This window comes from Pseudodesulfovibrio aespoeensis Aspo-2 (assembly GCF_000176915.2).
Classification (GTDB): domain Bacteria; phylum Desulfobacterota; class Desulfovibrionia; order Desulfovibrionales; family Desulfovibrionaceae; genus Pseudodesulfovibrio; species Pseudodesulfovibrio aespoeensis.
This window is the reverse complement of record NC_014844.1, coordinates 1,287,173-1,302,233: the sequence shown is the minus strand read 5'-3', so window position 1 is coordinate 1,302,233 and position 15,061 is coordinate 1,287,173. Positions and strand designations below refer to the sequence as shown.

The 15,061-nt window shown below is 56.7% G+C and carries 9 protein-coding genes; 4 read left to right on the top strand and 5 right to left on the bottom strand.

The annotated features are described in order from the left end of the window. Window positions 1-33: 33 nt before the first annotated feature. The 3 genes from DAES_RS05695 to DAES_RS05685 form a co-directional block, all read right to left on the bottom strand. Window positions 34-1,545, bottom strand: coding sequence for an ABC transporter substrate-binding protein (locus DAES_RS05695; RefSeq protein ID WP_236608471.1), 1,512 nt, complete (start codon window positions 1,543-1,545; stop codon window positions 34-36). 94 nt (window positions 1,546-1,639) lie between these two features. Beyond that, complete coding sequence (locus DAES_RS05690; protein WP_013514084.1) at window positions 1,640-2,773, bottom strand: acyl-CoA--6-aminopenicillanic acid acyl-transferase; 1,134 nt, start codon at window positions 2,771-2,773, stop codon at window positions 1,640-1,642. Window positions 2,774-2,819: 46 nt separating this feature from the next. Further along, window positions 2,820-4,196, bottom strand: a complete 1,377-nt coding sequence (locus DAES_RS05685) for a glutamine synthetase family protein (RefSeq protein ID WP_013514083.1) — start codon at window positions 4,194-4,196, stop codon at window positions 2,820-2,822. Between the two features lie 343 nt (window positions 4,197-4,539). Here DAES_RS05685 and DAES_RS16910 point away from each other — a divergent pair, with 343 nt between their 5' ends. Then, the gene (locus DAES_RS16910) at window positions 4,540-6,456 is read left to right on the top strand and encodes a hybrid sensor histidine kinase/response regulator (RefSeq protein WP_013514082.1); all 1,917 of its coding nucleotides are present in this window, start codon (window positions 4,540-4,542) and stop codon (window positions 6,454-6,456) included. Window positions 6,457-6,464: 8 nt separating this feature from the next. Then, window positions 6,465-7,862 carry a sigma-54-dependent transcriptional regulator gene (locus tag DAES_RS05675; protein WP_013514081.1) on the top strand — a complete coding sequence of 466 codons (1,398 nt, stop codon included), beginning with the start codon at window positions 6,465-6,467 and terminating at the stop codon, window positions 7,860-7,862. 277 nt (window positions 7,863-8,139) lie between these two features. Here DAES_RS05675 and DAES_RS05670 read toward each other — a convergent pair whose 3' ends face one another. Beyond that, window positions 8,140-11,592, bottom strand: a complete 3,453-nt coding sequence (locus DAES_RS05670) for a response regulator (protein WP_013514080.1) — start codon at window positions 11,590-11,592, stop codon at window positions 8,140-8,142. A gap of 274 nt (window positions 11,593-11,866) precedes the next feature. After that, window positions 11,867-12,787 (bottom strand): alpha/beta hydrolase, encoded by a 921-nt coding sequence (locus DAES_RS05665; protein ID WP_013514079.1) that lies wholly within the window; start codon window positions 12,785-12,787, stop codon window positions 11,867-11,869. Window positions 12,788-13,580: 793 nt separating this feature from the next. On the opposite strand from DAES_RS05665, the gene DAES_RS17275 reads away from it, so the two are divergent. Both DAES_RS17275 and DAES_RS05655 read left to right on the top strand, forming a co-directional pair. Continuing rightward, a complete protein-coding gene (locus tag DAES_RS17275) occupies window positions 13,581-14,063 on the top strand; it encodes an Lcl C-terminal domain-containing protein (protein ID WP_013514078.1) in 483 nt (160 codons plus the stop codon). Window positions 14,064-14,611: 548 nt separating this feature from the next. Further along, the gene (locus DAES_RS05655; RefSeq protein WP_013514077.1) at window positions 14,612-15,013 is read left to right on the top strand and encodes a hypothetical protein; all 402 of its coding nucleotides are present in this window, start codon (window positions 14,612-14,614) and stop codon (window positions 15,011-15,013) included. Window positions 15,014-15,061 lie beyond the last annotated feature (48 nt).

Below are 15,061 nucleotides of genomic sequence, written 5' to 3'. Positions count from 1 at the left end.
TGCGCCCGGTGCGGCGGTGGATTGTCAGTCGGTTCAGCTCCACTTGTCCGCGCCGCTGGCCTTCCTGATGGGCTCGGCCAGGTTCTTGGCCAGGGATATCCAGGCGCTGCGGACCTTGTCCTTGCCGATGCGGCGGGTGATGCGCTCAAAGGAGTGGGCCGCTGCGGCCAGGGCGTCCTTGGGCTTTTTGGCGCCGGTCATGCAGGCGTGCACCTGCTTGTCCAGGGCGTCCTGATACTCGAATCCGCCGGGCAGGCAGAAATCGGGCACGGTGTTGACCATGTTGTCGTACAGGGTCTTGAGGTATTCCGGGGAGTAGGTGTCGATCAACCGCTGCGTGGGCGCGAGCATGTGATTGACGCGGTAGGGGTCGGAATAGCCGCCCAGGTACGGGATGGCGTCGGCCGAGATGGTGGGCGAGGTCATCCACTGGGAATAGGCGTAGGCCAGCTCCGGGTTTTCGGAGTATTTGGAGACCGCGTAGCCGTAGCCCCAACAGAACAGGCCCGCGTAGACCTTGGTGCCGTCCTTGGTGAAGTCGGCGGGCATGACCGTGGCCGCGATCTTGCCGGTGGTGGCCGGACCGGTGGACGGGGCCTTGGAGTACTTGAAGCCAGAGGGCCAGACGATGTTCATGAAGCCTTCGCCCCGGCCAAAGGCGTTGTAGTTGGAGGACCAGGTGAAGCTGAAGGCATCGGGATGCAGGAACTCGTTCATTGCCAGCATCTCTTCGAGCACCTGGACACCTTCGTCGGAGTTGAAAGTGGGGTTCATGTCGCCGTCGAAATAGAGCACGCCCTTTGAGACGAGACGCTGCATGAACATCCACTTGACATAGTACGGCGAGCGGTATTCGAGGCTGCCGTAAAACCCGTTGGCCGGGTCGTGCATGAACTCGGCCAGGTCGCGGTACTCGGCCCAGGTGTCGGGCACGGCGAGCTTGCGGCCAAACTTGTCCTCGAACGCCTTGACCTTGGCCGCGTCCTTGAGCTTGTCGTCCCGGCACAAAAGCGTGATCTGGTCGCCGTCGTTGAGCAGGCCGGCTACGCGGCCATTGTAGAGCTGGGCATGGTGGCTGGCCGGGAAGACCACGCCATATTCCTTGTTGAAGAGCTCCGGGTCGTACTTCTCGGTCCACTCGGTCAGGTCGTAGATGACGCCGGAGTCGATCCAGTCCGGGTACGACATGGCTGTCGGCATCATCACGTCGTAGCGGCCCGTCTTGGCCACCGCCTCCTGCATGCCCTTGGTGTGGATGACCTCGTCGGGCTCCTCGATGAATTCCAGGGTGATGCCAAGCTCGTTCTTCCACTTGTCCACATAGGGGGTCATGTTGCCGATGGACCCGGTGGGGATGAGCAGGGTCAGGGTCTTTTTCTTTGCCTTGGCGGCGGCGACCTTGGCCAGTTCCCAGGCGCGGTCCTCGGCCCCTTTCATGGACGCGAACGCATTGAGCGCGCCCAGCGGGGACACGGCCACGGCGTTGGCCACCACGGCCGAGATGCCCAGGATCGACATCTTCCTGAGAAAATCCCGGCGGGACATGCCACCGGCGTCATACTCCTTCAACGCACTTTCAACATTACCATTCCTGATTTCCATAAAACACCTCATTTGGTAGACAGTTATCCAAATATATTCAAAAGCTGACACCGTCAGAACATGGCCGCCGCTCCAAAAAGTGGCGTTCATAGCCGTTTTCACAAGGATTGCCGGGACACAGCTCCATGACGCCTGCCTCGGGGTCCATGACCACGCCGAACACCGTCTGAAAGGCCGTGGTATCCGGCTCACCCGGAAAGCCGTGGGCGCAGACGCAGCGCGGGTGATTGGTGTGGTCCCTGGTCAGCTCCTTGAGCTTTTCAAGATCCAGGCTCCCCCGGTTTCGCGACAGGAAGGCGTCGGCCACCTGCTTGCGGACCATGGAACCGCCGTGGCTGAGCCAGTTGGGGGTCTCGAAGCGGCGCATCTCGTCGCCCACGAAGTGGTTGGTGTGAGCCATGGCCCCGTCGATGGGGAGCAGCTGGTAGCGGGTGGCCGAGGTCTCGGCGCAAAAAGCCACCCCCTGCCCGGCCAGCTGGTAGTTGATGCCCGAGGCGCGCGGGGAAAAGATCATGGCCCCCAGGGCGTCCCCCACCCGCTCGGCTGCCAGGGCCTTGCGCATGACAAAGGGATAGATCACGCCGTGGCGAGCATCCGTGGCCGCCACCTTGTTAATGACCGCGCCGATCCCACGCGCGTTCATGCCGCAGACCCCGAGCAGGCCGCTGAAGGTGATCACCAGCATGGCCGGGCCGTTCTGTGGAGTGATCCGCAGCAGGCAGAGATACTGGCCGTAGTATTTCTCCATGTCATAGGTCTGGCCGATGAAGGCGCGACCACCAAGGCCCGCGTCCTGCATGACGTTGAAGGTGGTGCATCCCCACAGGGAATCGGGCAGCAGGCGCGCGCCCAGCCCAGGGGCGCGAAGCTCCTCAAGTTCGAGAAAGCTGTTCAGGTAGACCACGTCCTCAAAGGGGATGCCCGCGCCGTCGGCGATGCCGCGCATCTCAAGGACCAGATCGGGTGAGAATTTTTCCATAAACCCCAGGTTCTTCATGGAGAAGGCCACCAGGGACTCACGCTCGACCTTGAGCAGGGCGTTGTTCTCCTGGTGCACCCCGGTGATGGAGGCGGCCAGCGACACGATCCGGTCCTTCATGGCCCGGCCATGGCCCAGGCCGACCTCGTATGGTGATCCGGCCAGCTCGACGACCGGGATTGCGACGGACATGTTTTCTCCTGTCGGTTGGACGCTGTTATTCGGGAGGAGACCGCGCCTAGATCAGTTCCAGGAAGTAGTCCCATTCCCAGGGGTCGACCCGGTTGTTGAATTCCGGGGTTCCGTAGTCCTCGAACTGCGCCTTGGCTGTCTCCACCTCGAATTTCTTCACTGCCAGGACCAGCTTGATGAATTCCGGGTCCAGGACCGAGTGCAGCTCGGTGTCCTGCTCAAAGGCCTCGATGGCCTCGTCCAGGGTGAAGGGCAGCCTTGGCAGGTCGTCGCGCTCGTAGGCGATGCCCGTGACCGGGGCGGGCAGCTCCGGGGCCGAGCGGATGCCCTCGAGCCCGGAGGCCAGGGTGCTCAGGGCCAGCAGATACGGATTAGTGCCGCCGCAGGCCAGGCGGTTTTCGAAATGGGTGCTCTCGCCCCGACATCCCTTGAGCCGGATGCCCACGGTGCGGTTTTCCATGCCCCAGGTGGCGCTGTGCGGGGCAAAGGAGTTGACGCGGTAGCGCTTGTAGCAGTTGATGGTCGGCGCGGTGAACACCGAGTTGGCGCGGGCATGCTTGAGCATGCCGGCCAGAAAGTTCCGGGCCAGTGGCGACAGGCCGAACTCGCCCTCAGGGTCGTTGAAGGCGTTCTTCCCGGTCTTCTTGTCGATGAGGCTGATGTGAAAGTGCGAGCCTGACGCGCTGGAATCGATGAAAGGCTTGGTCAGCCAGGTGGCGATGTACCCGTGCTGGAGCGAAATTTCCTTGGCCCCCATTTTGTAGAGGAAAGCGGTGTCCGCCGCGGCCAGGCCGTCCTGGTAGTGCAGGTTGATCTCCTGCTGGCCCGGCCCGTGCTCCGAATTCTGGGTGATGATGCGCACACCAGCCTGATCCATCTTGCGCATCAGGTCATAGGTGTAGTTGATGTCGAAGTTGTTCTTGAGGGTCACGAAGATGGGCTGGCCGCCGTACACGGGCTTGCGCGTCTCTCGGTCGAGCACATAGAACTCGAACTCGTAGCCCAGGCGGCAGATGTAGCCCATGGCGTCAAAGGCATCGATGATCTTCCTGAGCAGCAGCCGGGGCGAGGCCATGGCGGGCCTGCCGTCGTACCAGTAGGGGTCCACCGTGATGTTGGCCGTGTTGGGCACCCAGGGCAGCACGGTGAAGGTGGACAGGTCCGGCACGGTGCAGTGGTCCTCAAAGGCCACTTCCTCGGCATACCCCGTGCCCTTGGGGACCATGGACTGGATGTCCAGGCCCAACAGACCGCCGTAGAAATTCAGTCCGTTCTTCATATAATCCATGAAAAAGCCGACCGGGACGGTCTTGCTGCGGGATACCCCGTGCAGGTCGGACTGTTCGAAACGGACAAAATGAATGTCATGATCCCTGATTTGCTTTTCGATGCTGTCAATGGACTGGGTTTTTGGCAGGCTCATGGGCGAATCTTCCTTTTTTTGGCAATATCAGAACTTTTTGCCATGGTCTTTTATTGGAAATTATCATAATCGCAATTTTATCATCACTATCAATTGTCGTGCCACCTTTGGCCTTTTTATAAAAAGTCGTTTAAATACAATCATTTGTGACAATATTGTCGATGGACGCCACTTCGCGGGCTCCCGACGCAGGCCTCTCGTTTATAATATTCGAGAATCATTTTATTAAAAAATAGAATGACACACAGGCAGGGTTATAGTAAAATGCTCTTTAAAAACAGCCTATTGATTGGTTGTATTTTGCTATTGAAAATCAGCGAATATGGGCCTAATATTACGGTGCATGAAAAATGTAAAAAAATGTCAATTCAAGAATCCTGTCGCGGGCTTTCCCCAGACATCACTTTTCCGGCGCTATGCCGAGGGAAGCTCCCACGCCCTCGCCCTTGTGGACCGCGATGGGGCCGTGGCCTACGCCAACCAGGCCTTTGACCGGCTCGCTGCGCGTCTGTCCAAGCTCCCCCAAGCTGAAGGCCGCGCGGCACAGGGGCGCGGGCTATCCGCACCATTTGTGGCCGCCTTGAAGGAAATTTGGGGGCAAGTGGGCAGAGATGTGCAGGAGTGCCGTTTTCCGCTGAACGGGGAGGACGGGCTTGTCTGCCGCCTTGTTCCTCTGAAGCCGGAGGAACTGGTGATCGTGGAGTTGGAGACCAGTACGGACACGGCGTCCCTCAAGGACGCCTTGCGCGCAGAGCGGATGCTGCGCCGCCAGTCAGACTTGCTGCGCGAGCGGGGGCGCAGGCTGATCTTCGATGTCATCGACGAGTTGCCTGTCTTCGTGTACATGCAGCGGCCCGACTACACCGTGGCCTATGCCAACAAGAAGACCATCACGTTTTACGGCCATACCGAGGGAAGGCGATGCTACGAGGTGTTCGGAGGGCGCAGCACCCCTTGTCCGCAGTGCCCGACCTTCACGGTCTTTGCGACCGGCAGGCCCGTGGATTGGCAGTTCACGGACAACGACGGCCGGACTTTCCACATCTACGACTATCCCTTTGAAGACGAGAACGGCGAGCCCCTGGTCATGGAATTGGGCGTGGACATCACCGAGTTGAAGCGCGTGGAGAGGGAGCTTTTCCAGGCCCAGAAGATGCGGGCCATCGGCGTGCTGGCAGGCGGCATCGCCCACGACCTCAACAACAACCTTGTGCCGATAATCTTCAATATCGACCATGTGCAAGGCAAATCAACGGACACGGCCATGGCCGCCCCGCTGGCCGAAGCGCTGCGGGCCGCCTACAAGGCCGCCGAGCTGGTGGAACAGGTGCTGGAGTACAGCCGCCAACAGGACGTGTCCCGCTCGCCGCTCCACCTGACTCCGCTGGCCAGGGAGAATCTGGCCCTGCTCCAGGCCTCGCTGCCCGGACATATCAGGCTGACCGTGAACTCTTCGGCGGACCAGGATTGCGTCCTGGCCAACCCCTCGCAGATCCAGCAGTTGCTGCTCAATCTCTGCCGCAACGCGGTGCAGGCCATGCCCGATGGCGGCATCTTGTCCGTTTCCATCACCAATCTGCACCTTTCGTCGCAAAAGGACGCTCCGCACCTCGGACTAGGGCTGGGCAGCCATGTGGTGCTGCAGGTGGCCGACACGGGATGCGGCATCGAGTCCGAGGCTGTGGAGCGCATCTTCGAGCCCTTCTACACCAGCAAGAAGAAGAGCGGCGGCACCGGCATGGGGCTGGCCGTGGTCCACGCCATCACCAGTTGCAACGGCGGCTCCATCCACGTGGACAGTGTGCCGGGTTCGGGTACGGTGTTCACGGTCTATCTGCCCTGTGCCGCGCCTGCGGCCAGTCCAGCCGTCGAGGAGCCGCGACAGGCGTCTCGGACCACAGGCCGCCTGCTGCTGGTGGACGACGACCACGGCGCGCTCCAGGCCATGCGGCGGGTCCTGCGCGACGCGGGCTATGAAGTCTTCACGGCTGACAGCGGACAGGAAGGACTCAAGGAATACTTCCACGCCAGGGGGCAGTACGATCTGGTGCTCACCGATCAATCCATGCCCGACATGACCGGCCTGGAGCTGGCCGCACGCATCCTTGAGCACGACGGCGGAGCCAGGATCATCATCTGCACGGGCCATGTGGAGCCGCAACTGGAGGCCCAGGCCGCCGGAGCAGGCGTGGCCGGGTTTGTCATGAAGCCCATGTCGCCCAGAGTCCTGGTGGAAAACGTCCGAAAATACTGCTCGTAGGGAACTCCATGGCCAGAATACTCGTAATCGACGACGACGAACTCATCCGCAGCAGCCTCTTCCGGTGCTTCGACGACATGGGCCACGAGGTCGCCATGGCCGAAAACCTGGCATCAGGCATCGCCCTGGCGCAAACCGGAGTCGATGTCATCTACCTCGACCTTCACCTGCCCGACGGGGACGGCCACAAGGCCATCAACGATCTGACGGCCACCCCGGGCCAGCCGGAGATCATCGTGCTCACGGGACAGCTCGACAGCTTTGGGGCGCAGGAGACTCTGGCCAGCGGAGCCTGGGACTACATCAGAAAACCCGCATCCCCGTCCAGCATACGAGCTTCGCTGACCAGCGCTCTGGGCTATCGGGAGGACCGGTGCGCCACTGCCGCGCCCCGGCCAGCCTTCGACGCCTGCGGCATCATCGGCGACGATCCAGCCATGCAGCGGGCCAAGCAACTCCTCGCCCGAGCGGCGGGCAGTGAAGCCAGCGTCCTTCTTCTTGGCGAAACCGGAGTAGGCAAGGAACTGGCCGCTCACGCCATCCACGCCAACAGCCAGCGCAAGGGTGCGCCCTTTGTGGTGGTGGACTGCTCGAACCTGACCGAGAGCCTGCTTGAAAGCATCCTCTACGGCCACGTCAAAGGTGCCTTCACTGGCGCTCACATCAACCACAAGGGCCTTGTGGCCGAGGCTGACGGCGGCACGCTCTTCCTGGACGAGGTCGGCGAGCTGCCCGCCTCGTTGCAGAAATCCTTCCTGCGTGTGCTTCAGGAGCGCCGTTTCCGCTCAGTGGGGTCCGGGCGGGAACAAGAGAGCGATTTTCGCCTCGTAGCCGCTACCAATCGCGACCTGGAGGCCATGACCAGGGCAGGAACCTTCCGCAACGATCTGCTCTTCCGGCTACGCACGGTGGAAATCTCTCTGCCCCCCCTTCGCGAGCGCGGCAACGATCTGATCCACCTCGCGGCCTATTTCGCCAAGCGTTCATGCCACCGCTACGCCCTGCCACCCAAGAAGCTCTCCAAACAACTGACCTCCATCCTAACCGCGTACCCCTGGCCGGGGAACGTGCGCGAACTCGGCAATGTCATGGAGGCGGCGGTGATCGAGGCCGACCAGGACCCCGCACTGTACCCCAAACACCTGCCCAGCCATGTCCGCATGTCCTCCCTGGACCGAGGCAGACGCAAGCCCGTTGTCAAGACACCCGCCCCCAAGGAGGACGGTCCCGTTCTCGCCTATGCGACATACAAGGCCGTGCGCGACCAAGCCTACTTCCGGCACCTAATGGAGGTCTGCGATCACGACGTGACCAGAGCCAGCCAGCTCTCTGGCCTAAGTGTGCCGAGCATCTACCGTCATCTCGGACTGGCAGGAATAGCCACCAGGAGCAGGGGACAGGGCTGATGTCCGGCCCACAAACCAGTGGGCCCATGTGGCCAGTTGGCCACACACAGCCGGGTTGACGCTCCCGCGTTTCTTATGCGCGGCTTGGCTTCATTCAAGGGAATAAACCCTTGCCCCGGACCTCGCATGGAGGGGACACAATCAGCCAACCGGTATTGATAGCAGACATTCCACCAAAGGGCAGTGCACATGACCAACTTCTCCGCCACTGCGGCCAACATCTGGCCCCTCTGGCTCTCGCTCAATCAGTTTGAAGACTCTCTATACATCAAGACTATCAGAAAAGAGCCCGGAAATCTGCTGTGGCCTCTTCAAGCTCGCGCCGACATGGTGAGTCTTCCTCGCAGTTGGCGAGGACAAAATCAGCAGTAGCCAGCACTTTCTGCCAACGGGGTTTTTGGGGGAGCAGCTCTGGGTCAAGATACTTGTCCAGCGTTTGAGTTCTGAAATATCCATCCCGTTCCATATACACATTCCACAAGCCGGACTGTTCAGCCATGTCTGCCTTGGCAGTGCCGGTCGAAGCTGTCCAACAGTCCACGGCCAGCTTCACGACAGTGACAGACATGGAACGTTTAGTCTGCATATTGGTGTGAGAGCCAAGCCGTGAACAAAGACCTGTCAAAAGTTCATCGATTGCCTTCACATTCTCCAACACTTGCTGCCGACTTTCGAAATCACTCGAATCCAGCGAGAGCATCGTCTCTTCCAAACGCAGAAACCGCTGTCGGTCTTCGCTCAACTCGCGGATCAATTTCGAAGAAAGAACCCCACCACCATCTGTATTCCATGCTTTTGCAGAGTACACAGACAACAAACACAGTGTCTCTTCCTCAAGCTCAACCACGTTGCACCAAATGGAGGTATCGAAACTCTCACCACCGGAAACAAGAGAAACCGTGTCAAACAGTACCGGACTTCCGTCTCTGTCGGACGCGCCTGCTACGAAACCCAGAAGCTCTGCTGCACACTGTTCTTCAGGGGCAACCATGATGGATGTCAAAGGATGTCCGAGGAGGGAATCACCGTCTCCTCCGACAAGAGTTCTGAACGATTGATTGCAAAAGGCGATTTCACTGCTCACATTCACGCCAACAATTGCATCGTCCAGAGAATCGAGAATCTTGGCCAAACGCGCCTGCATGAAGCGAAGGCCACTCTCTGTTTTCCTGCGCAGATCCAATTCGCGTTTGAGTTCAAGATTCTCTTCCAAAATCTCGTATGCCGCCTTCAGTTTGATCTGAAGTGCCACACGAGCCCCGAGTTCTTCCCTGGCAAATGGCTTGGTGAGATAGTCATTGGCTCCGGCAGAAAACCCTTCCACAATATCTTCAACACGGTTCTTCACTGTCAGCAGGACTATGGGCAGGACTGAAGCCTGATATGTCTTGCGCAACTCCCGGCAGACGGCATAGCCGCTCATGTCAGGCATCATCACATCAAGCAAAACCATGTCCGGTTGATCGCCGTCCTCAAGCATGCGCAAGGCCATTGCACCATTTGCGGCAGTGCGGAAGGAGATCCCTTCAATATTCAATATAGCTGCAACAACCTGCAAATTAACCGGTTCGTCGTCCACCACCAGCACTTGATATTTTCCGCCGGCAACCCCCGTATCGCGCAGCAAGAGATCAGCGGGAATGACAGGAGGCAAGTCCTCGGTCAAAGGTGTTCCTCTTGGGATCAGAGAAGGTGTGGAAGGGGTGCTTGAATGGACGGAGTGCTCAACCAGATCCAACGCACAACCTACTGCCAGGGGAAGCGTGAAATAAAAGCTGCTCCCCACCCCCATTTCTGACTTAACATCAAGCACGCCACCGTGCAGTTCAACAAGATAGCGGGAAATGGAGAGTCCCAGCCCGGTACCGCCGGCGCTGGAATACGACCCTTGCTCATAGGCATTGAAGATTCTTGCCTGATCCTCAGCGGCTATTCCACATCCTGTGTCTGTGACAGCGATTTCGACCCGGTCACCCAAATTGGTCGCTGCAATCGAAATGCGCCCACTCGCCGTTGACTTGAGACTGTTTCCGATCAAATTGAACAACACTTGCTCAAGACGATCAGGGTCAGCCACGACATCTGGAAAATCTGCCGGGACATCATTGGCAAGTATTGTTTTTCCTCCTCGGTTCAATGCCTGGGCCAAAGCCAAAACGCGTTGCGCCGAAGCGTAGAGATTCACTACCTCCAATCTCAGGGCAATGTCCTGATTCTTCAATCGAGACAAATCCAACACATCATTGATAAGCTTGGAAAGGCGTTTCCCGCTATGCGCGATGACATTCAGATGGGCAGCGACGGTCCTGGACACTCCGCCTGCGGTTCCGGCAACCAGGGATTCCGCAATGCCGACCATGCCGGCAAGAGGCGTCTTCAGCTCGTGTGTGGTGTTGGCCAGGAATTCATCTTTCAGCTTGTCAAGTTGTAGAAGGCGAATGTTCTTCTGCTCCAACTCTTTGGAAAGAATTTCCGTCTTGGTGAGTGCGGTGGAAAAACGGAATGCGAGGTAAAACGCATATGAGAAAATGAAGAAAAGCACTCCCACTGGACGGAGAGATGCGACATCAATAATATTCAGGTCAAAAAACATGTCATCCAGTTCCGCGAGCCCAAGGGCCAGATACCCTAACAAAAGTATGGAAACACCCTTCTCCTTGTGCAGCAAGTCTATAGAGTAACATACAAACATGTACAAAAGAGCAATCCCGCTCATGATGCAATAGATGAGAAGGACTACATCATACGCATTGGGCGGAGTCAGAAGAATATAGATCATGTATGCCAAGGCGATGCCCAAATACACCCGCTCTACGGCCTTTCCGTATTTTTTGGGAAACAAACTGTGGTAAAACAGCAGCATCAACGGGATTGTCACCCCATAGGGCAAGAGGGAAAGGTTTATGTACCACCCCCATGGAATTGACGGGGCGAAAACCGTCATCAAAAAACCGGAAGACGGGCTGAAGAGGATCGCCATGCACCAGAACAGGCTGAACAGCCCGAAATACAGATTTTCCTTGCTCGAACGGCGCATATAGAAAAGGACGATGTGGAGAATGCTCAGGCAAAACAAAGCTCCGGCCATGCTCGCCCCAAGCAGTCTGGGTGTGCTGTAAAATTCGTCAATTTGTTGAGACGAACCAAGCAATACGTCGCCGTTCAACCCGCCCTGCACATTGTGGTGATTGGAAACCAGAAGCATGATTTCCATAAGCCGCGTGGGCTTCGGCGACTCTGCAATTACATAGTGTGCTCTGGGCTCTTCAGTCTGTGCATCAGAACCGACCACCCCACTGGCCGCCATTCTTGAACCATTGATCCAAATCTCACAGACTGACATGCTCCCAGCCACCAACACAGCCATCTGTTCAGGATGGTTGTTCGGCATGCGAATCTGCAGACGGTAAACCGCACTCCCCGTGGGAGACAATTCCACCCCCGCGGCGGTTCGCCCATGCCACAGGTGCGGAACGGAGAAATAATCTTTTTTTCCGGTGTTGTTCGCAAAACTCACTGGGTCAGCGTCTGTCCACCCAAATTCCCAGTCACCGAAAAGCCGCACCGGTCCGCTGGCATTGAAATCCCACGAAGACAAATCAATGACACCATCCACAACCTTCGGGGTCTGATTTTCAGAAGAGCACCCGGCAAGTGTAAGTGCCATGCTCATGAAGAACAGGAGAAAGTACATTGAGCGCAGGCGCGAGTTCATTGCAGGCAGCATCATGAATTGTCTCTGGGATAATCAGTTGTTGTTTCTCTATTGTATGATTAGGTGACATTCAAACACAATAAAGTCCATCCATTTAACACGTGGCCGTGGAAGCAGCGCTGAACACGGTGAACGCGCGACTGGGCAGTTGAAAAATGCTCCATACTTGGAGGCGAGGCAAAGTAGTTTTCTTTGACTATGAAAAATGAAGAAAAAAAGAGTTGTTCCTCTCTTGGACTGCTTGGTTATTGACAGTTATGGCATTTACGTTGTCAATGACGGCTGATTGTTATTGTGCAAGGGCATCAAGCAGGAACGTAGACATCGTTTGCCGGGCCTCTTTGCCTTCCGGCAGGTCAGGCATCAGGTCGAAGCCGTGGAACATTTCGTCCCAAATCTGAAGCTCAACTACAACCCCGGCCCGTTGCATCACTCGACTGAGACGCACGCTGTTGCTCAGGAAAAGGTCGCGGGTTCCAGAGATGATCATTGTCGAAGGAAAGCCTGTGTAGTCGCCATATACGGGCGACAAGAGGGGCTGCCTGGGGTCATTCCCGCCAGCATAACTTGCCGCGAAATACTCAATATTCCCTTCCCACTTCAGGATCGGGTCGCGCCCTTCGTTGGCGTAATAACTGTCGCCGGTCCGCGTGAGGTCGGACCAGGGAGAAAACAATCCTACGGCTTTGGGAAGGGGCAACCCGTTGTCACGCGCGCTGAGTAGCGTGGCGAGAACGAGGCCGCCTCCTGCGGAGCCGCCCAACATGACCGTGTCTTGCGGGTCGAACTCCTGCACCAGCTCTTCATAGACGGCCAGACATTGGCGCAAGGCTTCCGGGAAGGGGTGTTCCGGCGCCAATCGGTATTCAATGGAAAAGACACGGAGTCCCAAGGCACTGCTCATGAGGACGGCAGAGGCATCAAGCGCCGACTTCAGAGCATAGCCGCCTCCGTGAATATACATGGCCATTTTTCCGTCATTGGATTTGGCATATCCCCTGGGTGTGATGACGAGCACCCTCACCCCGTGAATGACTCGTTCCTGCGTGAAAAACCCCAGAGAGTTCTGGAGGGCGTTCAAGGATTCTTCTTCTGCTACGGCCTGCTGTTTTCGCATTTGCCGTGCTCGTTCTGGAGTCAGCGGTCCATCCAGAGTCAGAGGGCGGTTGGCGGCAATGAATGCTCTGGCTTGAGGGCTGATGTGATCCATTGCATCATTGGATAGCATGCTGGTGGATGGACTTGCTAGCGCCCCCCGTGGTTCGTCAGGGCCGAGCGCTCCCTGGACCCACCAAAACAGAAAAAGCCCTGCCGTGAGGAGTATCAGTGCATATAAGGCTCTCTTGATCTGCATTGCTTTGATCCAATCATAATTTTTCGCACTTGAAAGCGCAGCAGTCCCACTACAACACATTTTAATTATTGATTTTATTAACTAAGCACCAGCGCGCAAATGCTGTCAAGAAATGTTGACGTGAAAAACGTGAACTTAAGGAAGAGCGGCCTGCGGAGACGAAGTAACTTCTCCTGTTTTTTCATGAAGTAAGAAAAATTGCCGGAGACTCGATATGTTTCCAGTTGGGCTTAACCACCCCGAACCGCCGATTTGGACAGCCGACTGCGATCGCCGACTACATCTGGCGACGCAGCGTTGCACATAAGAGCATGACGACACTTTTTCCAGAGGAGCGCAAGCGCAACGGCTGTGGAATTCTTGGTGAAGAGTTCGCCTATGCCGAAAGAGGCATGGAGGGCAGAGTCAAGCTTTCCGAGACCACCTCTCTGAACAACCCGACCATGGCTCGACACGTGGATTTGGAAAAAATAGTGTGTTGTCGGCTCGGTGCGTATCTTCACTTGGATTCACACGGAATAAAATTGACGAAGGAATCATAAAGCCGTCTAGTTCATGTGTGGGACTGAATCCCCTTGCCTCGGGGCGTTGTATGGTAATTTTTTGCAGCCCGGCAACCGTATTACACAGCGAATTAACCGGAGGGAAAATGCGTAGTTCAAATTTGAAGAGCATAAGGTGTTTTGCTCAAGTCATACTCGCGTGCGGCGTGTTGTTTTTTGCTTGTGTAGGTAATTTGCATGCAGAGACTTTTGTCGACAACAAGGACGGCACGGTCACGGATACGATGTCAGGATTGATGTGGTCCCAAAAGGCAACCCCATACGAGTATATGAAGTGGGATCAAGCTCTGGCGGCTGTATCCTCCTGCAGCTTGGGCGGCAAAGGCGGATGGCGGCTTCCAACAAAAGATGAGCTTGTGGAGCTTTATTCCCATATGGGCAGCGGCAGCCATCCATTTGACATGCGATACCCTGATACCATCCCTCATTGGTCGAGCACTGTTTCGCAATATGATCCGTGGAAGGAGTACTATCGCAACTACACAGTGTATATGAAGACCGGGGAAGTGAAAACATATGCCCGTGAAGGCACGTACTCCTATATATGGCCGGTGCGTAACGCGAATTAGGTTGTATCCCTATCCGTGGTTTCAGTCGTACGTGTCCAATTGCTGAACTCCGTCCAAAAAGTCCACGGTTGCTCGAATTGGCAGTTGGGAAAGAGTGCAAAATGCTTTTCGAGGTGTATTATGAATGGAATACGATGTCTTATCATTGTGTGTCTGCTCTTTCTTGGTGCTGTGACGGCCCATGCTGATGACGGGGTTGCCATCGAAGTGGTCAACAAGACAGGCAAGGAGCTGACCGTTCGGCTCTCAACGAGTTCCTGGGATGGGAAACGGGAAATCAGCCGAGTTGTGGCGAAAGACGGGACAGTACGTTTTTCCAAAAGTGAGACCACGCACAAGGAAGGCGCTTTGGTTCCTAAGTGGGAGATAACGTTTCATGACACATGCGAGTACATCATTCTGTCAAACAATGGGCAATGTCCTGTTCAGGTCGGGAAGTCCAGTTGCGCTTCAATCTCGGAGGAGGGGGACTCCTGCTCGCTTCGATTTGTCGTAGTAGAGTAAGGGCTTATCATACTTGTTCATTCTACATTTCGAGGAGGATCACCATGAAAGGAATAGCGTCATTTTTGGCAGTTGTAGCTCTGGCAGGGGTGTTGATCTCTGTTCCAGCGTGGGCGGGTGACACAGATCCTGCCGGAAGCAGATTAAGGAGTGTCATCGAGGATTATCTCTCGAATGCGCCTGCTTCGGACCAGAAAGCCAACAAAATCAAAGAGGCTGGCTTGCAAAATGCAGCCTCCAGCCCTGGGCTCGTCGAGCTCATCTGCGGAGTCGAGATGGCTTCCCTTGTGGGGTATGCCATATGGGAAAACCGACTGGGGCTTGAGCCCTGTTACAAGTCAATCGGAATGAGTAATTACCAGTACTGTGTTGTCTACACAAAAAATGCCGAGCATTTTAGCTGGTCCCCTTCGGCCATGACCGCCAAGGGATGCCCTTCGCAGTAGACTGGATGGTTACGTGGCTTTGGGAGTTCCCGGACGAATGGTGTCCGG